The organism is Rhizobium bangladeshense (assembly GCF_017357245.1).
GTDB lineage: Bacteria > Pseudomonadota > Alphaproteobacteria > Rhizobiales > Rhizobiaceae > Rhizobium > Rhizobium bangladeshense.
Genome location: NZ_CP071612.1, coordinates 4,222,738 through 4,243,634 on the forward strand (window position 1 = coordinate 4,222,738; position 20,897 = coordinate 4,243,634).

22 protein-coding genes are annotated in these 20,897 nt (G+C 60.5%); 14 read left to right on the forward strand and 8 right to left on the reverse strand.

Going from position 1 to position 20,897, the window contains the following annotated elements; genetic code table 11:
* Positions 1-31 precede the first annotated feature (31 nt).
* The 3 genes from J2J98_RS20350 (at position 32) to J2J98_RS20360 (ending at position 5,180) form a co-directional block, all read left to right on the forward strand.
* Complete coding sequence (locus J2J98_RS20350; protein ID WP_207601959.1) at positions 32-787, forward strand: helix-turn-helix transcriptional regulator; 756 nt, start codon at positions 32-34, stop codon at positions 785-787.
* Positions 788-960: 173 nt separating this feature from the next.
* A complete protein-coding gene (gene pyc / locus J2J98_RS20355; protein ID WP_207601960.1) occupies positions 961-4,425 on the forward strand; it encodes a pyruvate carboxylase in 3,465 nt (1,154 codons plus the stop codon).
* A gap of 182 nt (positions 4,426-4,607) precedes the next feature.
* On the forward strand, positions 4,608-5,180 hold the full coding sequence (locus J2J98_RS20360) for an NADPH-dependent FMN reductase (protein ID WP_064708060.1): 573 nt from the start codon (positions 4,608-4,610) through the stop codon (positions 5,178-5,180).
* Positions 5,181-5,337: 157 nt separating this feature from the next.
* Here the strand turns inward: J2J98_RS20360 and J2J98_RS20365 are convergent, their stop codons facing one another.
* The 3 genes from J2J98_RS20365 to J2J98_RS20375 form a co-directional block, all read right to left on the reverse strand.
* Positions 5,338-6,099, reverse strand: a complete 762-nt coding sequence (locus J2J98_RS20365) for an amino acid ABC transporter ATP-binding protein (RefSeq protein WP_207601961.1) — start codon at positions 6,097-6,099, stop codon at positions 5,338-5,340.
* On the reverse strand, positions 6,096-6,776 hold the full coding sequence (locus J2J98_RS20370) for an amino acid ABC transporter permease (RefSeq protein WP_064708062.1): 681 nt from the start codon (positions 6,774-6,776) through the stop codon (positions 6,096-6,098). The genes J2J98_RS20365 and J2J98_RS20370 overlap by 4 nt, the downstream gene beginning before the upstream one ends.
* 202 nt (positions 6,777-6,978) lie before the next feature.
* Complete coding sequence (locus tag J2J98_RS20375) at positions 6,979-7,752, reverse strand: amino acid ABC transporter substrate-binding protein (RefSeq protein ID WP_064708063.1); 774 nt, start codon at positions 7,750-7,752, stop codon at positions 6,979-6,981.
* Positions 7,753-8,075: 323 nt separating this feature from the next.
* On the opposite strand from J2J98_RS20375, the gene J2J98_RS20380 reads away from it, so the two are divergent.
* From J2J98_RS20380 to hisC, 4 genes are all read left to right on the forward strand, one after another.
* Positions 8,076-8,852, forward strand: a complete 777-nt coding sequence (locus tag J2J98_RS20380; protein WP_207601962.1) for a DeoR/GlpR family DNA-binding transcription regulator — start codon at positions 8,076-8,078, stop codon at positions 8,850-8,852.
* Between the two features lie 64 nt (positions 8,853-8,916).
* Positions 8,917-10,110, forward strand: coding sequence for an MFS transporter (locus tag J2J98_RS20385; protein ID WP_064712506.1), 1,194 nt, complete (start codon positions 8,917-8,919; stop codon positions 10,108-10,110).
* Between the two features lie 96 nt (positions 10,111-10,206).
* The gene (gene ispG / locus J2J98_RS20390; protein ID WP_207601963.1) at positions 10,207-11,457 is read left to right on the forward strand and encodes a flavodoxin-dependent (E)-4-hydroxy-3-methylbut-2-enyl-diphosphate synthase; all 1,251 of its coding nucleotides are present in this window, start codon (positions 10,207-10,209) and stop codon (positions 11,455-11,457) included.
* Between the two features lie 17 nt (positions 11,458-11,474).
* Positions 11,475-12,536 (forward strand): histidinol-phosphate transaminase, encoded by a 1,062-nt coding sequence (gene hisC, locus J2J98_RS20395; RefSeq protein WP_207601964.1) that lies wholly within the window; start codon positions 11,475-11,477, stop codon positions 12,534-12,536.
* Between the two features lie 5 nt (positions 12,537-12,541).
* On the opposite strand, the gene J2J98_RS20400 is transcribed toward hisC, so the two are convergent.
* Positions 12,542-13,456: a polyprenyl synthetase family protein gene (locus tag J2J98_RS20400; RefSeq protein WP_207601965.1), complete on the reverse strand. Its 915-nt coding sequence runs from the start codon at positions 13,454-13,456 to the stop codon at positions 12,542-12,544.
* Between the two features lie 134 nt (positions 13,457-13,590).
* Here J2J98_RS20400 and mtgA point away from each other — a divergent pair, with 134 nt between their 5' ends.
* From mtgA to J2J98_RS20425, 5 genes are all read left to right on the forward strand, one after another.
* Positions 13,591-14,328 (forward strand): monofunctional biosynthetic peptidoglycan transglycosylase, encoded by a 738-nt coding sequence (gene mtgA / locus J2J98_RS20405; RefSeq protein ID WP_197491966.1) that lies wholly within the window; start codon positions 13,591-13,593, stop codon positions 14,326-14,328.
* Between the two features lie 95 nt (positions 14,329-14,423).
* Entirely contained in the window at positions 14,424-15,146 is a 723-nt protein-coding gene (locus tag J2J98_RS20410) for a DUF1868 domain-containing protein (protein WP_207601966.1), read from the forward strand.
* Between the two features lie 13 nt (positions 15,147-15,159).
* Positions 15,160-15,807 (forward strand): glutathione S-transferase family protein, encoded by a 648-nt coding sequence (locus tag J2J98_RS20415; RefSeq protein WP_138397106.1) that lies wholly within the window; start codon positions 15,160-15,162, stop codon positions 15,805-15,807.
* A 156-nt stretch (positions 15,808-15,963) separates the two neighbouring features.
* Positions 15,964-16,149: a 50S ribosomal protein L32 gene (gene rpmF / locus J2J98_RS20420; protein ID WP_003543812.1), complete on the forward strand. Its 186-nt coding sequence runs from the start codon at positions 15,964-15,966 to the stop codon at positions 16,147-16,149.
* 136 nt (positions 16,150-16,285) lie between these two features.
* Complete coding sequence (locus tag J2J98_RS20425; protein WP_064708071.1) at positions 16,286-16,693, forward strand: hypothetical protein; 408 nt, start codon at positions 16,286-16,288, stop codon at positions 16,691-16,693.
* Here J2J98_RS20425 and phaR read toward each other — a convergent pair.
* Complete coding sequence (gene phaR, locus J2J98_RS20430) at positions 16,688-17,263, reverse strand: polyhydroxyalkanoate synthesis repressor PhaR (RefSeq protein WP_064708072.1); 576 nt, start codon at positions 17,261-17,263, stop codon at positions 16,688-16,690. The two genes, J2J98_RS20425 and phaR, sit on opposite strands and share 6 nt — an antisense overlap.
* A gap of 236 nt (positions 17,264-17,499) precedes the next feature.
* On the opposite strand from phaR, the gene J2J98_RS20435 reads away from it, so the two are divergent.
* Together J2J98_RS20435 and phbB are read left to right on the forward strand one after the other, a co-directional pair.
* Entirely contained in the window at positions 17,500-18,681 is a 1,182-nt protein-coding gene (locus tag J2J98_RS20435; RefSeq protein ID WP_064708073.1) for an acetyl-CoA C-acetyltransferase, read from the forward strand.
* Between the two features lie 69 nt (positions 18,682-18,750).
* On the forward strand, positions 18,751-19,476 hold the full coding sequence (phbB, locus tag J2J98_RS20440; RefSeq protein WP_064708074.1) for a beta-ketoacyl-ACP reductase: 726 nt from the start codon (positions 18,751-18,753) through the stop codon (positions 19,474-19,476).
* Positions 19,477-19,590: 114 nt separating this feature from the next.
* Here the strand turns inward: phbB and J2J98_RS20445 are convergent, their stop codons facing one another.
* The 3 genes from J2J98_RS20445 to J2J98_RS20455 all read right to left on the reverse strand — a co-directional run bounded on the left by J2J98_RS20445 (position 19,591) and on the right by J2J98_RS20455 (position 20,377).
* Complete coding sequence (locus J2J98_RS20445) at positions 19,591-19,749, reverse strand: hypothetical protein (protein WP_207601967.1); 159 nt, start codon at positions 19,747-19,749, stop codon at positions 19,591-19,593.
* Between the two features lie 188 nt (positions 19,750-19,937).
* The gene (locus tag J2J98_RS20450) at positions 19,938-20,195 is read right to left on the reverse strand and encodes a YMGG-like glycine zipper-containing protein (protein ID WP_064708075.1); all 258 of its coding nucleotides are present in this window, start codon (positions 20,193-20,195) and stop codon (positions 19,938-19,940) included.
* A gap of 26 nt (positions 20,196-20,221) precedes the next feature.
* Positions 20,222-20,377: a DUF3309 family protein gene (locus tag J2J98_RS20455; protein WP_003543790.1), complete on the reverse strand. Its 156-nt coding sequence runs from the start codon at positions 20,375-20,377 to the stop codon at positions 20,222-20,224.
* Between the last annotated feature and the right edge of the window lie 520 nt (positions 20,378-20,897).

Here is a 20,897-nt window from a genome sequence, read left to right on the forward strand (position 1 = left end):
CGGACATCCGGTCCGGACAAGGGGCGCTTTTGTGAAAATTAATTCATTAATTCAATTGCTTGTAATTTTGGAAGAGTGCCCAAATCCGGACGCCGTCGTCACTGAACTCGAGCAGGTCCTCCACAGTTCGGGTTTTGAATACTATGGTCTGCTACGGCATTTGCAGCAAATTCCGGCGCAGCAGGCCTCGGAACTGCGCGCCGCGCCACTAGCCGGCCGCTGGCCGGAACAATGGCTTCAGATATATGCCGCCAAAAAGTATGTCCGGATCGATCCGATGGTGCGCTATCTCGCTCATGCGCAGCGGCCTTTCCGCTGGCGGGAGAGCATGGCAGCTTTCCACGGTGACGCGCATCAGCGGCGCATGGAGCAGATGATGGTCGACGCCTTCGGCCACGGATTGGAGGACGGCTATCTCTTTCCGATTCATGGACGCGGCGGCATTCTGGGCAGCCTCAGCCTCGGCGGCAAGCCGATCGACTTGTCGCCGGTGGAAATCGCGCTGCTCGAAGCCGTGGCTCGCAAGGCCTTCTGGCGATTGCTCGACCTGACAGGCGAGGCTGAGGCGCTGGAAACAGTGCTGCCGACCGAGACGCCCCTGACGCGGCGGGAGATGGAAATCCTGCACTATCTCGCGGAAGGCATGACGTCGATGGAGATCAGCAAGATGCTGAAGATCTCAAACCATACCGTCGACTGGTACATGAACGGTCTGCAGGACAAGCTGAAGGCGAAGAACAGGCAGCAGGCAGTCGCGCTTGCCTTCCGTCACGGTCTGATAAGCTAGGCTTCGCCTTATCATCCCACTGAAAGCGCTGCATACTATCGATCGACATGCGCTGGCATGGCGAGAAAGTGCATTTCGCAGTCGCAAGAGAAATTGAACTTCCCGTGACAAGAAGTTAAGAATTTTCTTCGCGGGTGCAGCATGCCCGTGTCTGAACGACGGAGGAGACCGTTTTGCCCATATCCAAGATACTCGTTGCCAATCGCTCCGAAATAGCCATTCGTGTCTTCCGCGCGGCCAACGAGCTTGGAATAAAAACAGTCGCGATCTGGGCGGAAGAAGACAAGCTGGCGCTGCACCGTTTCAAGGCGGACGAGAGCTATCAGGTCGGCCGCGGGCCGCATCTTGCCCGCGATCTCGGGCCGATCGAAAGCTATCTGTCGATCGACGAGGTGATCCGTGTCGCCAAGCTTTCGGGTGCGGACGCCATTCATCCGGGCTACGGCCTCTTGTCGGAAAGCCCCGAATTCGTCGACGCCTGCAACAAGGCCGGCATTATCTTCATCGGCCCGAAGGCCGACACGATGCGCCAGCTCGGCAACAAGGTGGCGGCGCGAAACCTGGCGATTTCAGTGGGTGTGCCGGTCGTGCCGGCGACCGAACCGTTGCCGGACGATATGAAGGAAGTCGCCAGAATGGCGGCCGAGATCGGATATCCCGTCATGCTGAAGGCCTCCTGGGGCGGCGGCGGTCGCGGCATGCGCGTCATTCGTTCCGAAGCCGATCTCGCTCGCGAAGTGACCGAGGCCAAACGCGAGGCGATGGCCGCCTTCGGCAAGGACGAGGTCTATCTGGAAAAGCTCGTCGAACGCGCCCGCCACGTCGAAAGCCAGATCCTCGGCGATACCCACGGCAATGTCGTGCACCTCTTTGAGCGCGACTGCTCCATCCAGCGCCGCAATCAGAAGGTCGTCGAGCGGGCGCCCGCACCTTATCTCTCTGAGGCGCAACGCCAGGAGCTTGCCGGTTATTCGCTGAAGATCGCTGAAGCGACCAACTATATCGGCGCCGGCACTGTCGAATATCTGATGGATGCCGATACCGGCAAATTCTACTTTATCGAAGTCAACCCGCGCATCCAGGTCGAGCATACGGTGACCGAAGTCGTCACCGGCATCGATATCGTCAAGGCGCAGATCCATATTCTCGACGGCTTTGCGATCGGCACGCCGGAATCCGGCGTGCCCGCTCAGGCGGACATTCGCCTCAACGGCCATGCGCTGCAGTGCCGCATCACCACCGAAGATCCGGAGCACAACTTCATCCCGGATTACGGCCGCATCACCGCCTATCGCTCGGCCTCCGGCTTCGGAATTCGTCTCGACGGCGGCACTTCCTATTCCGGCGCCATCATCACCCGGTACTATGATCCGCTGCTCGTCAAGGTGACGGCCTGGGCGCCGAATCCGTTGGAAGCGATTTCCCGCATGGACCGGGCGCTGCGCGAATTCCGCATCCGCGGCGTGGCCACAAACCTGACCTTCCTCGAAGCGATCATCGGCCACCCGAAGTTCCGCGACAACAGCTACACGACCCGCTTCATCGATACGACGCCGGAGCTCTTCCAACAGGTCAAACGCCAGGACCGCGCGACAAAGCTGCTCACTTATCTCGCCGACGTCACCGTCAACGGTCATCCCGAAGCCAAGGACCGGCCGAAGCCGCTTGATAACGCCGCCAAGCCAGTGGTCCCCTATGCCAACGGCAATTCGGCGAGGGACGGCACGAAGCAGCTTCTCGACAAGCTCGGCCCGAAGAAATTCGGCGAGTGGATGCGAGACGAGAAGCGGGTGCTTCTGACCGACACGACAATGCGCGACGGCCACCAGTCGCTGCTCGCCACCCGCATGCGCACCTATGACATCGCCCGCATCGCCGGCACCTATGCGCATGCGCTGCCCAACCTGCTCTCGCTCGAATGCTGGGGCGGCGCCACCTTCGATGTCTCGATGCGCTTCCTCACCGAAGATCCTTGGGAGCGCCTGGCGCTGATCCGCGAAGGGGCGCCGAACCTGCTCCTGCAGATGCTGCTGCGCGGCGCCAATGGTGTGGGCTACACCAACTATCCCGACAATGTCGTCAAATACTTCGTCCGACAGGCCGCCAAGGGCGGCATCGATCTCTTCCGCGTCTTCGACTGCCTGAACTGGGTCGAAAACATGCGCGTGTCGATGGACGCGATCGCCGAGGAGAACAAGCTCTGCGAGGCAGCGATCTGCTACACCGGCGATATCCTGAACTCGGCCCGGCCGAAGTATGACCTCAAATATTATACCGACCTTGCCGTCGAGCTCGAAAAGGCCGGGGCTCACATCATCGCGCTCAAGGACATGGCGGGTCTCCTGAAGCCGGCGGCGGCGAAGGTTCTGTTCAAGGCGCTGCGCGAGGCGACCGGTCTGCCGATCCACTTCCACACGCATGACACGTCGGGCATTGCGGCGGCGACCGTTCTTGCCGCGGTCGATGCCGGTGTCGATGCCGTGGACGCGGCGATGGATGCGCTCTCCGGCAATACCTCGCAGCCCTGTCTCGGCTCGATCGTCGAGGCGCTCTCCGGCTCCGAGCGCGATCCAGGCCTCGATCCGGAATGGATCCGCCGCATCTCATTCTATTGGGAAGCGGTGCGCAATCAGTATGCCGCCTTCGAAAGTGATCTCAAAGGCCCGGCATCGGAAGTCTATCTGCATGAAATGCCGGGCGGCCAGTTCACCAACCTCAAGGAACAGGCGCGTTCGCTGGGGCTGGAAACCCGCTGGCACCAGGTGGCGCAAGCCTATGCAGACGCCAATCAGATGTTCGGCGATATCGTCAAGGTGACGCCATCTTCGAAGGTGGTCGGCGACATGGCGCTGATGATGGTGAGCCAGGATCTGACGGTCGCCGATGTCGTCAGCCCCGAGCGCGAAGTCTCCTTCCCGGAATCGGTGGTCTCAATGCTGAAGGGCGATCTCGGCCAGCCGCCGTCGGGTTGGCCTGAAGCGCTGCAGAAGAAGGCGCTGAAAGGCGACAAGCCCTATACGGTGCGTCCGGGCTCTTTGCTCAAGGAGGCCGACCTCGATGCGGAGCGAAAGGTCATCGAGACGAAGCTGGAGCGCGAGGTCAGCGACTTCGAATTCGCCTCCTATCTGATGTATCCGAAGGTCTTCACCGATTTTGCGCTCGCCTCGGATACCTACGGCCCGGTCTCCGTTCTGCCGACACCCGCCTATTTCTACGGGCTGGCGGACGGCGAGGAGCTGTTCGCCGATATCGAGAAGGGCAAAACCCTCGTCATCGTCAACCAGGCGATGAGCGCCACCGACAGCCAGGGCATGGTCACTGTCTTCTTCGAGCTTAACGGCCAGCCGCGCCGCATCAAGGTGCCGGACCGAGCCCATGGCGCGACGGGTGCGGCCGTGCGCCGCAAGGCCGAGGTCGGCAACGCAGCCCATGTCGGTGCGCCGATGCCCGGCGTCATCAGCCGCGTCTTCGCCTCGCCCGGCCAGGCCGTCAGCGCTGGTGACGTGCTGGTCTCCATCGAGGCGATGAAGATGGAAACCGCGATCCATGCGGAAAAGGACGGCACCATTGCCGAAGTGCTGGTCAAAGCCGGCGACCAGATCGATGCGAAGGACCTGCTGGTGGTTTACGGCGGATGAGCGAACGGAAGGAAAGGTTCGGTCCGCCCATTCTTGTCGGGCTGATCACCCGATTGTGTAGAAATAGCCTGTTAACAGGCCGACTTTTTCGAAAAGCTTGCGGCCTCCTCGCCTTGCCCGGCGGGGAGGCTTTTTCGTAGACTTGCGTGCCTGCCCCCCAAGATCAATCAGGAAACGATTTCATGAGCAAATTGAAGATCGCCGTCATTGTCGGCAGCACTCGTATTGGCCGTTTCGCCGCACATCCGGCAAAATGGATTGCCGAACTCGTCGGCCAACGCTCCGATCTCGAAGTCGAGGTTCTCGATCTTCTCGACTATCCCATGCATTTCTTTGGCGAAGAGCGCGCCACCACGGCGGAAAGCGACACCGCCGAGCGCTGGAAGAAGAAGCTGCGCGAATTTGACGGCTACATATTCACCGTCGCCGAGTACAATCATGCGCCGACGGCGGTTCTGAAGAACGCGATCGATCTCGGCGAGTTCATCCACAAGCCGGTCGCCTTCGTCGGCTACGGCGGCGTCGGCGGTGCGCGCGCCGTCGAGCAGCTTCGCCTGATCTTCGTGGAAATGGGCGCAGCCTCGGTGAAAACGGGCGTGCACATCGCTTTCAGCGAATATCTAAGCGTGCTCAAGGAAGGCAAGAGCCTTGGCGACTACCCGCACCTCAACGAGGCGGCCAAGAACCAGCTTGATCAGCTCATCTGGTGGGGCAATGCGTTGAAGGCAGCGCGCACGGTCGTCACCTCGGCCTGAGGGTTGCCGCCTGTAAGCAACGCGTCTCACGTGAATCACGATTCACGTGAGACAATTAGGGCAATTCCAGCAAAAGTGTGCAGCGGTTTTGGGTTCGGAATTGCGTGAAAACATAGAGATAGAGCAATTCCGTGATCCGAAGAAAAGCGGAATTGCTCTAGATATCATAAGTATGGGCGGCGTTGATCGTCGAGATGAAGCGCTTGGTACGCTCGCGCTCGGGGGCGCTGAAAATAGCTTTCGCGCTGCCCGTTTCCACCACGCTCCCGGCTTCCAGGAAGACGACGTCGTTGGCGATTTTCGAGGCGAGCCGGAGATCATGGGTGGCCATGACCATCGTCGTGCCTTCACGGGCAAGCTGACCCAGCACATCGACCACTTCCGCCGAGAGTTCAGGATCGAGCGCCGAGGTCGGCTCGTCACAGAGAAGCACCCGCGGCGACGGCGCGAGCGCCCGTGCGATTGCGACACGCTGCTGCTGACCACCCGATAGTGTCGAAGGCCAGGCATCGGCCTTGTGCGCCATGCCGACCTTGGTCAGCAGTTCCATGGCGCGCTCGCGCGCTTTCTCCTTCGGCCATTTAAGCACCGTGACCAGACCTTCCATGACGTTCTCGATCGCGGTCTGATGCGGAAAGAGCTGGAAATTCTGGAAGACCATGCCGGTCTGACGGCGGATCTTTTGAATCGCCTGCCATCCAATGCGTTTGCCGGGCGCAAAGGAAAGCTCATCCTCACCGAGACGGATCGCGCCTGATGTCGGGATTTCGAGCAGGTTGATGCAGCGCAAGAGCGTGCTCTTGCCACCACCGGACGGCCCGACGAGCGCGGTGACGCTGCCCTCGGGAATGCGGATGCTGATGTCCTTCAGAATGACGGCGTCACCGAAGCGCTTTTCGATGTTGGAAAGCTCGATCATGCGTTTGCCTCCAGCATGCCGCCATAGCGCGCGAAGCGGCGTTCCAGCCGCACCTGCAGCTGGGATAGGACGGAGCTCAGGACGAGGTAGATCAGCGCCGCCTCGATATAGAGGATCAGCGGCTCGTAGGTGGTGGCGACGATGCGTTGTGCCGCCTGGAAGAGCTCAGGCACGGTGATGGCAGCAGCAAGCGAGGTATCCTTGACCAGCGAGATGAAGGTGTTCGACAGAGGCGGCACGGCGACTCGGCCGGCCTGCGGCAGGATCGTCCGACCCATCGCCTGGCGCCAGCTCATTCCAATCGAATAGGCTGCTTCCCACTGGCCCTTCGGCACGGAGGAGATGACCGCGCGGATGATCTCGGAACTATAGGCGCCGATATTCAAGGTAAAGCCGATCAGCGCGGCAGGAAAGGCGTCGAGCAGGATGCCGATGCTCGGAAGGCCGTAAAAGATCACGAAAAGCTGGACGAGCAGCGGCGTGCCGCGGATGACCCAGACATAGAAGCGGGCGATCGCCGCGACGGGTGTCGGGCCGAAAAGGCGGGCAATCGCCGTGATCAGACCGAGGATCAGACCGAAGGCGAAGGAGAGCAGCGTCAGCGGGATGGTGAAGATCAATCCCGCCCAGAGGAGCGAGGGAAGCGATTCCGCCATCAGTTGGAGCCAGTGCGGCAAGGGACATTCCCTCTCATGGATCGGGTGGTGATATCTCGGAATACCCCTGCCCAACCCCTCCCCACAAGGGGGAGGGACTTAATCCGGCCCCCGCGCTGCACGAAATAGTGACCGAGCTGGAAGTCAGGACGTTTATTTTGAGATGAGGCGGTACCCCGCCAAACCCCTCCCCGTTGCGGGAGGGGACTTTTTGCAGGAGAGCTTACTTGGAAACGTCCTGGCCGAAATACTTGTCGGCAATCTTCTTGTAGGTGCCGTCAGCCTTGATGTCGGCGAGCGCCTTGTTGATCGCCTCTAGCAGCTCGGGCTCGTTTTTGCGGATGATGATGCCGGAATAATCGGCATTTTCCTGCTCCGCGGCGATCTTCACCGGCGCGTCCGGCTTGTGCTTCTTGAAATCGAGGAAGGAGAGGCTGTCGTTGATCGTCGCATCGGCGCGCTTTGTCAGCACGAGCTGGATCGACTGGTCGAAACCGTCGGTGCCGACGAGCTCGGCGCCGGATTCAGTTGCGATCTTGCCGAAGTTGCTGGTCAGCGACTGGGCGGCCTTCTTGCCCTTGAGGTCAGCGAAGGTCTTGATGCTGTCGTCGCCTTCGCGGACGATCAGGACTGCCTTGGAGGCGATATAGGGTTCGGAGAAATCGTATTTCTGCTTGCGGGCTTCGGTGATGCCGACCTGGTTGATGACCGTGTCATAGCGCTTGGCATCGAGACCGGCGATCAGGCCGTCCCACTTTCCTTCGATGAATTCGGCCTTGACGCCGAGCTTGGCGGCGATCGCTTCGCCGATCTCGACGTCGAAACCGACAAGCTTGCCGCTCTCGTCGTGATAGGTAAAGGGCGCATAGGTGCCTTCGGTGCCGATCTTCAAGACGCCGGCGGATTTGATGGCGGCAAGGTTTTCGCCGGCATGGGCGGGCAGGAGGGCTGCGGCCTGAATAAGGGCAGCGGCGGCGACGGTTTTCAACCAGTTCATTGTGCTATCCATCCTTGGGAGGTTGTGATCGGATGCGGCATACTTCGCAGAAAACTAGGGCGCCGGAAGCGTAGAAAACTGCGAATAAAAGCAGCAACTGCAAATATTTTTCTCAAGCGTTCGTCCCAAGCACGAATTCCATGAAATTGGCGCCACCGCGATCGCGCCGCTGTTGCTCGGCGACCGATCGTGGGCAGCCGATGCACTTTGACGTTGCAGCCTTGTTTCACTTCGTCAGAAAATGTGTGAACGTGCATGTTGCCTGCATGATCATAAGTGTTTATGCACGATTGTCTGATTTCAGCCAATGATCCGGTAGGAACATGCAGGATTTTCTGTTACGGGAGCGTCAAAGCGTCATTTCTGAGCGGCTGCGGCTGAATGGCCGCGTGCTGGCGGCGGAACTCGCGATGGAATTCGGCGTCTCCGAGGATACGGTGCGGCGCGACCTGCGCGAGATGGCGGCGGCGGGCCTGTGCGAAAGGGTCTATGGCGGCGCGTTGCCTGTTTCCCCAGCCCATGGAAGCCTGACGCAGCGCATGGCTTTTGCCGCCGACCGCAAGCAGGCATTGGCGCGGGCTGCGGCAAAGCAGATCACTCCGGGTTCATGCGTTTTTTTCGATGCCGGCAGTACCAATCTGGCCATCGCCAATGCCTTGCCGGCCGAACTAGAACTGACGGCCGCGACCAATGCCCCGGCGATCGCAGCAGCGCTCATCGACAAGCCTGCCGTCAACGTCATCCTGATAGGCGGCATGGTGGATCGGCAGACAGGTGGCGCGCTCGGCGCCAAGGCCTTGCGGGATATGGAGCAGATTTCGCCCGATCTCTGCATTCTCGGCGCCTGCGGCATTGATCTCGAGGCCGGCATTACGACCTTCGGCTTCGAGGATGCGGAGTTCAAACGGTTTGCGACATCGAGAAGCAAAAAGGTTATGGCGGCGGTAACCTCGGAGAAATTCAGCACGGCTGCACCCCACAGCGTCCTGCCGGTTGCGCATTGCGAATGCCTGGTCGTCGAGCACGATGCCGATCCCGCCATCCTTGCGGGTTACCGCGAGCGCGGTTGCCGGACAGTCATCGCCGAAAGAACGAACTGAGCCGCCGTCACAGAGTTTAGAAAAAGCGGGCGCTGCCAAGCCCGACAACGAGGAAAGACCGAAAATGGACAGTCATGTGAACGCGCCGCCGGGAGTCCGCAGCGGCTTCATTACCAGAAGCAGGGCGGCTGTTTCCCTACTCTTTCTCATGAACGGCTTTGTCGTCGGCTGCTGGGCGCCCAAGATCCCCGATTTTGCCGAACGTCTCGCGCTGACGAAGTTTGAACTCGGGCTGATGATCCTGATCTTCGGCGTCGGTTCCCTGGTTATGATGCCGATTGCCGGCGCACAGATCGCCAAGCATGGCTCGCGCATCGTCGTTCGGGCGACGGCGGTTTGCGTGCTACCGCTGCTCCTGGCACTGACGTTGGCGCCGAACGTGATCACCGGGGCCATCGCACTGTTCCTGTTCGGTGGCTTTATCGGCGCGATGGATGTGGCGATGAATGCCAATGCAGTGTCTGTCGAAAAATCCATGCGCCGCGCCATCATGTCGTCCTGCCATGCTTTCTGGAGCCTTGGCGGCCTGATCGGCTCGGGTCTCGGCGGCATCGTGATCGCCAAGCTCGGTATTCTCGGCCATGCCCAACTCGCGACCCTCCTGGCGGCGATCTTCCTTGCTCTGGCTTGGCCGATGATCCTTGCGGATCCGCCGCATCCCGATGCCAAGAAGGAAAAGACAAAGCTGCCGATGGTGCCGCTTCCGTGGCTGCTGGGCTTGATGGCCCTGTTCTCCATGGTGCCGGAAGGCGCGGTTCTCGATTGGGGCGCGCTCTTTCTCCGGCAGGAAATGGATGCGTCGGTCGCGCTTTCCGGTCTCGGTTTCGCAGCCTTCTCGGCGACCATGGCGATCATGCGCTTTGCCGGCGATCTCGTGCGCGACCGCCTCGGCGGCGTCAAGACACTGCGCATCTGCACACTCTTTGCCATTGCCGGCATGCTGCTGGCGAGCCTCGCGCCGGACGCGGAGATCGCCATCCTGGGCTTTGCCCTTTGCGGCATCGGCATCTCAAACATGGTGCCAATCGCTTTCTCGGCGGCGGGCAATATCCCCGGCCTCAAGCCCGGTATCGGCATCTCGGTTGTCACGACCATGGGTTATTCCGGCATGCTGGTCGCGCCGTCGGTGATCGGCTTCGTTGCCGAACATATCGGCTTCGCCGTCGTCTTCATGGCGCTGCCGGTGCTGCTGCTGTTCGTTCTCGCATTCTCCAAGCTGGCCCATTATGCCGATGGTGTCTCAGGAGGCGGCCACTAAGCCGTCTCCAAGCAAAAGTGATATAGAGGGCGGTTGACAAGAAAGCGGTCATGATCCACCTGAAAGGCACTATTTTTAGGGATGCAAGAACTCTGAATGTTGTCAGCCGCCGATTTTGACCCGAAACCGCGCCGCGCTTCCGTTGCCGTCGACGTCGGTGGCGTTATCGTCGGCGGCGGTGCGCCGATCGTCGTGCAATCGATGACGAATACCGACACGGCCGATGTCGATTCGACCGTCGCGCAGGTCGCAGCCCTTCACCGGGCAGGTTCTGAGCTGGTGCGTATCACTGTCGACCGCGACGAGAGTGCGGCCGCCGTGCCGAAGATCCGCGAGCGGCTGCTGCGGCTCGGCATGGACGTGCCGCTGATCGGCGACTTCCACTATATCGGCCATAAGCTGCTTGCCGATCATCCCGCCTGCGCAGAGGCGCTGGCGAAATACCGGATCAATCCCGGCAATGTCGGCTTCAAGGACAAGAAGGACAAGCAGTTCGCCGAGATCATCGAGATGGCGATCCGCTACGACAAGCCGGTGCGCATCGGCGTCAACTGGGGCTCACTCGACCAGGATCTCTTGACGGCGCTGATGGACCAGAATGCGGAAGCCGGTTCGCCGCTTTCGGCCCGGCAGGTGACGCGCGAGGCGATCGTGCAGTCGGCGCTGCTTTCGGCCACCCTCGCCGAGGAAATCGGCCTGCCACGCAACCGCATTATCTTGTCGGCCAAGGTCAGCCAGGTGCAGGACCTGATCGCCGTCAATTCCATGCTTGCCGAACGTTCCAACCACGCGCTGCATCTTGGGCTGACCGAAGCCGGCATGGGCACCAAGGGCATCGTCGCCTCGTCGGCAGCAATGGGCTTCGTGCTTCAGCACGGCATCGGCGACACCATCCGCGTCTCGCTGACGCCGGAGCCGAACGGCGACCGCACCCGCGAAGTGCAGGTGGCGCAGGAAATCCTGCAGGTCATGGGCTTCCGCCAGTTCGTGCCGGTGGTTGCCGCCTGTCCCGGCTGCGGGCGCACAACTTCGACTGTCTTCCAGGAACTCGCTCAGAACATCCAGAACGACATCCGCAAGAACATGCCCGTTTGGCGCGAGAAATATCCCGGGGTCGAGGCCCTGAACGTCGCCGTCATGGGGTGCATCGTCAATGGGCCGGGCGAAAGCAAACATGCCGATATCGGCATTTCGCTTCCCGGCACCGGCGAGACGCCGGCCGCACCCGTTTTCATCGACGGTAAGAAGGCACTGACACTGCGCGGCCCGAATATCGCCTCCGATTTCGAGGCGCTTGTCGTCGATTATATCGAGAAGCGATTCGGCCGGCGGACGGCGGCGGAATGAAAGATCTGCGAGTTTAGATGAGCCGGTACTGGTCGCCCATCGTCAACAGGCTTCGGCCCTATGTCGCGGGGGAGCAGCCCCTTATCCCTGGCCTGGTCAAGCTCAATACCAACGAGAATCCTTACGGCCCGTCCCCGAAAGCACTCGACGCGATCAGGAAAGTGGCGGACGATCGCCTTCGGCTTTATCCCGATCCCGCCGCCACACAGTTGCGCGAAGCGATCGCCGCCCGTTTCGGTCTGACGGCGGAAGAAGTGTTCGTCGGTAACGGCTCCGACGAGGTGCTTGCCCATGCGTTCCAGGCCTTGCTGAACCACGATCTGCCGCTTCTCTACCCCGATGTCAGCTACAGCTTCTATCCGACCTATAGCCTGCTATATGGCATTGCAGCGATCGAAATACCGGTCGATGACAAGTTCCGGATCCGGCTTTCGGATTACGACAGGCCGTGCGGCGCGATCATCATTCCCAATCCCAACGCGCCCACAGGTATCGGCCTGCCGCTGGCCGGGATCGAGGCGCTTCTTGCTGCTCATCCCGACGCAGTCGTCGTGATAGACGAGGCCTATGTCGATTTCGGCGGCGAAAGCGCCGTGCCGCTCATTTCCCGCTATCCCAACCTGCTGGTCATCCAGACCCTGTCCAAATCCCGTTCGTTCGCAGGTCTGCGCGTCGGCTTCGCGTTGGGGCACCGGGACCTGATCGAGGCGCTGGTGCGCGTCAAGGACAGCTTCAATTCCTATCCGCTCGATCGCCTGGCGCAAGTCGCCGCGACGGCAGCGATCAAGGACGAGGCTTGGCTCGAGACAAGCCGGCGAAAAATCATCGCCAGCCGGGAAAGCCTCGTCCGCGAGCTTGAGTCACTCGATTTCGAGGTGCTGCCGTCCCAGGCGAATTTCGTTTTCGCAAGACACGAAAGCCGGTCGGGCGCATCACTTCAACTGGCGCTGCGGGAGCGCCGCGTGCTCGTCCGGCATTTCGCCAAGCCGCGCATTTCGGAATTCCTGCGCATCAGCATCGGCACGGACGAGGAATGCGCCCTGCTGGTTTCGACTCTACGGGAGATCCTGGCGGTCTGACCGGCTCAGCTTTTCCGCTGGGCTATGAATTGCGCCGCATCCGTCAGGATCGAGGCGCGGGCACCGTATGGGGCAAGCAGATCCTCGGCATCGCGCACGTGCTGGCGAAGCTCGGCCTCGGCCCATTCAATGCCGTGGAGCGCCACGAGCGTACCCTTGCCGCGGGCTGCATCCTTGCCGGTGGCCTTGCCCATGGTCTCCGCATCCGAAGTCAGGTCGAGGATATCGTCGGCGAGTTGGAAAGCGAGGCCGATCTTTTCGCCAAAGGCGCGCAGGCGGCGGCGATCTTCGGGCGGGCTTGCCGCGATGAGGGCGCCAGCTTCGCAGGCAAAGCGGATCAGCGCGCCAGTTTTCATCGCCTGCAGACGGATGATTTCGGCTTCGTCGGGGGTCCGCTTTTCTGCGGCAAGATCGAGCGCCTGACCGCCGGCCATGCCGCCGAGACCGGCTGCTCGGGCGAGGGCAAGCACCAGCGCCGCTTTGCTCATATCGGGAAGAGCCGTTTCCGGCGCGGCAACGATATCAAAGGCGTAGGTCAGCAGGCTGTCGCCGGCGAGGATTGCGGTGGCTTCATCGAACTTGATGTGCACCGTCGGTTTGCCGCGGCGCAGGTCGTCATTGTCCATGGCCGGCAGGTCGTCGTGCACGAGGGAATAGCAGTGAACGCATTCGAGTGCTGCGCCGACGCGAAGTGCCGCCTGCGCATCACCGCCGAGAAGGGCCGCACTTTCGATGACAAGGAATGGGCGCAGCCGCTTGCCGCCGTTCAGCACGGCATAGTGCATGGCGCTGCGTAGGGTATCGGGCCTGGCGATTTCGTCGGAAAGAGGGCTCGGTGAAAGCAATGTCTCGAGCAGCGCCTCGATTTCACGGGCGTTGTTCCTAAGCCTTTTCTCGAAAGTGTCCCGGTTCGCGTCCATGGGCGCTGTTTGCCATGGGGCACCGGGGCTTGCAACGGAATTGTCGATGACTGCCGCAAGATTCCCCCTGTGCTCTGGCATAAGCGCCTCACAGGCGTTATGAGAACGAGAAGGAGCGAAATGGGCTGGGGACTTTGGATATAGCGCCGGAGAGAGAGGATATCGCCGACATGCCGGCCCGTCGGCGATGGTTCGAAAATCGGCCTGTGCTGAAGCGCATCGTTCTTGCCCTGCTGGCCGTGCTGATCCTTCCCTACGTGCTGATCTTCCTTTACCTGCTGCCCTTCATCCACCCTGTGTCGACCCTGATGCTGCGCGATCTCGTGCTGCTGCGCGGCTATGACCGCAGATGGGTGTCGCTGGACGAGATCTCTCCGGTCCTGGTGCAGTCGGTGATGATGTCCGAAGACGGTCAATATTGCTTCCATGGCGGCGTTGACTGGGCGGAGATGCGTATGCTGGTCGAAGATACGCTGAAAGGCCAGGCGACGCGCGGCGGCAGTACGATTCCGATGCAGACGGCCAAGAATCTCTTCCTCTGGAACAGCCGCTCTTTCGTGCGCAAGGCGCTGGAGCTTCCGCTCGCCGTCACCACGGATTTCGTCCTGTCGAAGCGGCGGTTGATGGAAATCTATCTCAATATCGCCGAATGGGGTCCGGGCGTTTACGGCATCGAGGCGGCCGCCCACCATCATTTCAAGGTGCCGGCCTCGAAGCTGACGCGACGCCAGGCATCGCTGCTTGCCGTTTCGCTGCCGAACCCGATCGACCGCAACGCGGGCAAACCCGGGCGGGGCCTTCGCCGCCTGGCCGGCGTCATCGAGAGGCGTGCGCAGGGTTCGGGCGATTACATCAAGTGCATCTATGAATAAGATCAGAACTTGTCGTTAGTAACCGTGAGCGTCATCTGACATTCTTGGTTCTGCCATATGGGCGAATGCAGTCCAATCAGAGCCCCGAGTCGCCCATGACCGTCCCGACCTTTTCGCCCGAGCTTCTGCTTTACTCGAAGACGCACAACTCGAACCCGCCCTCCCATCTCGGCAGCCGCTATCGCAAGATCGGCGGCTTCCTGCCTGAAGCCGGCAACACCATCGTCTGCCACCCCGAGAAGGGTTCGAGGACGCAGTCGGTGCTGATAGAGGCGCGTGAGAAATATCTGGCTATGTCGGAGGCGGCGCAGTTCCTCTTCACGCCCATCTCCAGCCTTCACATGACGCTTTTCGACGGCGTTATCGAGACTATGCGCCGGCAGGAACGCTGGCCGGTCGATCTCCCTCTCGAGACGCCGATCGGCGATATGACTGCGCTGCTCGCGGCTCGGCTCGAAGGTTTCTCGATGGCCGAGCCTTTCAAGGTCGCCGTCGTCAGAGCTCGCCCGTCGGGCCTGCTCGTCGACGGGGCGACGGAGAAGGATCGCAGGACCATGCGCGCCTGGCGCGACGCGTTTGCCGATCTTCTGGGATATCGTCAACCGAACCACGCGGACTACAAGTTCCACATCACCTTCGCCTATCCGGTCGACTGGTTGGAGGACGAAGCCCTGCCGCGCTGGCAGGCGATGCTCGACGACGTGGTCGAGGACATCAGCCGAAAGGTCCCGGTATTCGAGCTGACGCCGCCGGCATTCTGCGTATACGAGGACATGAACCATTTCCACGAACTGCTGATCTTCGATTTCGACGCCTGACCGGGAGAGGCCCATGGATAGACCGACGCTCTATATAGCCAATAAGAATTATTCCTCCTGGTCATTTCGGCCATGGATGGCGCTTACGGGCGCGGGTGTGGATTTCAAGGAGGTCCTGATCCCTTTCGACTATCCCGGCGGTAATCCGCAGATCAAGGCCATCTCTCCGACTGGGCGCGTGCCGCTCCTGCAGCATGGTGGATTGAAGGTCTGGGAATCGCTGGCGATCATCGAATACGCCGCCGAGCTTTATCCGGATTCCGGTCTGCTGCCGGAAGATCGCGCCGGGCGGGCGGTTGCCCGGTCTGTTTCGATGGAAATGCTTTCCAGCTTCCGCTCCCTGCGCAGCGCCTGCCCGATGAATATCCGAAGGCCGAAGGGGAAGATCGCGCTGCCGGATGGCGTCGAGGCAGACATCAGCCGCATCGAGGCGATCTGGCGTGATCTTCTGCAGGAATCCGGCGGTCCGTTTCTCTTCGGGCGCTTCTGCGGCGCGGATGCGATGTTTGCGCCTGTGGTCAACCGGTTCGACGTCTATGATCTCGTCAACCGGAAGGATACACTCGCCTATATGGAGACTATGAAGGCGCACCCGGCCTGGCGGAAATGGGAAGAAGCGGCTCGCGCCGAGCCCTGGATCGTAGCGGAAGACGAGGTCTGAGCCTCGAATCGGCAGTCTCGCAAAAAATACGCATGGGGACTGGTCAAGACCGCCCCTTGCATGTATAAGCGCGCAAAATTTCCGAAATCGCGACATGTCCGTTTCGGCCGCCAGTCTGGCCGTGGGAATGTTTTGCCCGCAAGTGGAGTAAGAAAAATGGCTGTACCGAAGAGAAAAACGAGCCCGTCCAAGCGCGGCATGCGCCGTTCGGCAGACGCGCTGAAGGCTCCGACCTACGTCGAAGACAAGAATTCCGGCGAACTGCGTCGCCCGCACCACATCGACCTGAAGACCGGCATGTATCGCGGTCGTCAGGTTCTGACGCCGAAGGAAAGCGCGTAATCTCCGATCCGCCCGATCGCGTGTTTCAAGGCCGGCTTCATGCCGGCCTTTTGCATTTCGGCAAGATAATATTTGCAATGACTTGCGGTGAGGCGACAGTTTGCGGCAGTATTCTTCCTGCGCAAGGAGATTGCCGATGATAGCCGCAATGCCCCTGATGATTATTCCATTTATTCTTTACAATCTGGCGATGCTAGGCCTGATGGGCGATGGCGGCGTCGCGGCATTGCAGCAAGACATCATCGTGCTGTCGATGCTCTCGGGCGCCACCTGGAGGATGGCGCTCGGCGATCTCTTCATTGTCATCGCTCTCGTCGTGTTGTTCTTTGAAATCCTGAAGGCAACACGGACCGGCTCCGGCAACCTCGTGAATCATATATTGTCGATGCTGATCTTCATCGCCTTCCTCGTCGAGTTTCTGCTCGTCCAGGGCGCTGCGACGCAGGTGTTCTTCATCTTGATGACGATCGCTCTGGTCGATGTGATCGGCGGTTTCGCCGTTTCGATCCGAAGCGCCGGGCGGGATGTTTCAATTGGGCTATAGATTGTCGAGTTTGTTCTGGAGAGCGCGGAGCTGTTCCTTCAGCTCGTCGATATCCTTAGCCTCGGCCTTGCGGCTTTCCTTCGCCGCGGGCGGCTTCATGAATGGCGAGAACATCTGCATCGCCTGCTGAAACAGCTCGGTGTTGCGGCGAACCTGGTCCTCGACCATCTGCATCGGCAATTGCAGGTTCTTGCCGAGCGGCGTCTCGCCAAAGGCGCGGTTCACCTGCTCGCGCATCTGGGCCTGCTGTTCGCTAAAGGCGCGCATCGAATGTTCGAGAAAGCTCGGCACGACCATCTGCATCTGATCGCCGTAATAGGTGATGAGCTGGCGCAGGAAGGAGATCGGCAGCAGCGTGTTGCCGGTTTTGGATTCCTGCTCGAAGATGATCTGCGTCAGCACCGAATGGGTGATGTCATCCCCGCTTTTTGCGTCCTGGACGGTGAAGTCTTCACCCTTCTTCACCATTTCCGCCAGATCTTCCAGCGTCACGTAGGTGCTGGTGCCTGTATTGTACAGGCGGCGATTGGCGTATTTCTTGATGACTATCTGACCCTCATTCTTCGCCATATCAGTCTCCTGAACCCCCGTCTGATTTGGATATTCCTCCACTTCAGACTGTAAACGCAAAAGAAGGCTGGTGACAATCTTTTTGTGCGTTGCGGCAAACCTTTAGCAGATCAAACGAATCGGCCTTGACGGCTGCCGCCGAAAAATGGCGGCGGCCGGTCTTCGCGTTTGACTTGTGCTCAAAGCTTTGCCAGTTTCCCCTTATGTAAGTGGGACGAAAAACGAGGAGCCTCCCCATGAGCAATTCATCCGTCGTCATCGCCAGTGCAGGTCGGACAGCCGTCGGCTCGTTCAACGGCGCTTTTGCAACGGTCCCTGCACATGAACTCGGCGCGGCCGTCATCAAGGGCGCGCTCGCGCGCGCCGGCGTCGACGCCGGCGAGGTTGATGAGGTGATCCTCGGCCAGGTGCTGGCCGCGGGCGAAGGCCAGAACCCGGCCCGCCAGGCGGCGATCAAGGCCGGCCTTCCTAAGGAAACGACGGCCTGGGGCGTCAATCAGCTCTGCGGCTCCGGGCTTCGCGCAGTCGCGCTTGGCATGCAGCAGATTGCCACCGGCGATGCCAACATCATCGTTGCCGGCGGTCAGGAATCCATGTCGATGGCGCCGCATGCCGCGCATCTGCGCGGCGGCGTCAAGATGGGCGACATGAAGATGGTCGACACGATGATCAAAGACGGCCTGACCGATGCCTTCCACGGCTACCACATGGGCATCACCGCCGAGAACATCGCGCGGCAGTGGCAACTGTCGCGCGACGACCAGGATCAGTTCGCCGTCGCGTCGCAGAACAAGGCGGAGGCGGCGCAGAAGGCTGGCCGTTTTGCCGACGAGATCATTCCCTACATTATCCAGACGCGTAAAGGCGAAGTGACCGTCGATGCCGACGAATATATCCGCCACGGCGCAACGCTTGAGGCGATGGCGAAACTCCGTCCCGCCTTCGACAAGGAAGGCACGGTCACCGCCGCCAATGCCTCCGGCCTCAATGACGGCGCTGCCGCGGCCGTGCTGATGAGCGAGGCGGAAGCGGCCCGGCGCGGCATTCAGCCGCTTGCCCGCATCGTCTCCTGGGCAACGGCGGGCGTCGATCCGTCGATCATGGGCACCGGCCCGATTCCGGCGTCGCGCAAGGCGCTCGAAAAGGCCGGCTGGTCCGTGAACGATCTCGATCTCGTCGAGGCCAACGAGGCCTTTGCGGCGCAGGCTTGCGCTGTCAGCAAGGATCTCGGTTGGGATCCCTCGATCGTCAACGTCAATGGCGGCGCGATCGCGATCGGCCATCCGATCGGCGCCTCCGGTGCGCGCATTCTCAACACGCTGCTATTCGAGATGAAGCGCCGGGGCGCGAGGAAGGGCCTTGCCACGCTGTGCATTGGCGGCGGCATGGGCGTCGCCATGTGCTTTGAGGCACTTTGAACAGCACCTGATCCATCATCGATTGAAATGCCGCCACGAGCGGCCGAAAACAGAGAGGGGGAGCGGAACATGAGCAGAGTGGCTCTGGTCACTGGAGGTACACGCGGCATCGGCGCGGCGATATCCATGGCGCTGAAAAATGCCGGCTACAGGGTAGCGGCCACTTATGCCGGCAATGAGGAGAAGGCCCGAGCCTTCCATGACGTCACCGGCGTTGCGGTATTCAAATGGGATGTTTCGGACTACGCTGCCTGCGGTGAGGGGATCATCAGGGTCGAGCGCGAGATCGGACCGGTGGAAATCCTCATCAACAATGCCGGCATCACCCGCGACGCGATGTTCCACAAAATGACGCCTCAGCAGTGGCACGAGGTGATCAACACCAACCTGACCGGCCTATTCAACATGACGCACCAGGTCTGGAGCGGCATGCGCGACCGCAACTTCGGCCGCATCGTCAATATCTCGTCGATCAACGGCCAGAAGGGCCAGATGGGTCAGGCGAACTATTCGGCGGCCAAGGCGGGCGATCTGGGCTTTACCAAGGCGCTTGCCCAGGAAGGGGCGGCCAAAAACATCACCGTCAATGCCATCTGCCCAGGTTATATCGGAACGGAGATGGTGCTTGCCGTGCCGGAGAAAGTGCTGAACGAGCGCATCATTCCGCAGATCCCCGTCGGTCGTCTCGGCGAACCGGAAGAGATTGCGCGTTGCGTTACCTTCCTCGTCTCCGACGATGCCGGCTTCATCACCGGTTCGACGCTGACGGCCAATGGCGGGCAATTCTTCGTTTAGAGCGCGTCGCAACTTTCAAGGCGATCATTAGTCCGACCAAAACAAAAGCGCCTCCGGTCGGAGGCGCTTTTGCAATCTGCCGTAGCGGTGACCGCACCCATGCTCTTCAGACAGTCAGAAACGGCGATCGCGGTTTTGATTGAGCCTTGTCCGAATCGTGGCCGGCACTTTCTGCAGTGAGCGATCTTTGCCGGCAAGGGTTGGCATCGCCATCGTCAGGAAGACCGAAGCGATGAAAACGGGGACGGTGAAATTCAGGATAATCTGGGCCATGGAAGCATTCCTTTCAGATGGCCGGGCAGTTTGACTGCCTTGCGCTTGTCAAGGAATATGGCCCCGTCTGACGGGTGCCGGTAGGTTCCGCTTTCGCGACCGACTGTCAACGCCGTGTTGACGCGCGTCAGCGACAAAGAAAAACGGGCGCCAGTGCGCCCGTTGGGAGTCCGATATGATGCTGCCGGTTAGCGGCAACGGGCCTCGTAGCGGCGGCCGTAACGGTCGCGATAGATGCAGTAGCCGCGGCGTTCAACCGACTGGCCAATCAGGGCACCGGTCAGACCGCCGGCAACTGCGCCGACCGCGGCACCACCCCAGCTGTTGGTGACCGCACCGCCGATGACCGCACCGGTCCCGGCGCCGATCGCTGTGCCCTGCTCGGTCGCCGTGCAGGATGCGAGAGCGCCCACGAGCGCGCCAACAAGAACAATCTTCTTCATCATGTCGTAACTCCCCAGGTTGTTGGGCTTTAGATGCGGCCCATTAGTACAAGGATAATGATAATGACGAGAACTAGCCCCAAACCGCCAGAAGGTCCATAGCCCCAGCCACGGCTATAACCCCAATTCGGCAGGGCTCCGATCAAGAGCAGAATGAGGATTACGAGAAGTATCGTGCCAAGCATGGTGTTTTTCCTTCATTTTCATCCGCAATCTGGATGGACAAGAAACACGCATTGGCGATTTTTGTTCCCGGTTAGGCGCTGAATTAGGACGCAATGCGATTCATGGTTTGCGATCCGTCATCCCCACAAATCGTCAGTATGGTTAAAAAATCCTTTTAGTACAATATGTTGCGGTGAACAAAGCCAGAAAGTCTCGATGTCTCCGATTCGTCGGCGGTTCGTTCCGTTTTTGGTCGGACCCAGGGCGCGAGCGTGCCGAGCTTGACGCTGCGTGAATTTGGCTGCCGGAAGATTAACGCCCACGTCAGACATCAGTCGCGAGACCTTGTCGCTCGCCCCTCATCTAGCGGCGGAGCATGACGCCGCCACCAGATCTTGCCGTGAACGGAAGGTGAAACCGGTAAGGTCGGCGATTCGTCTCCGATTCGTTCCGGATTTGATCGAGGGGTTAATTTGCAGCGGATTCTTACTTGGCAAAAAGTGCATGGTAGACAACCGGCACTTTGACAAAATGCGAGAA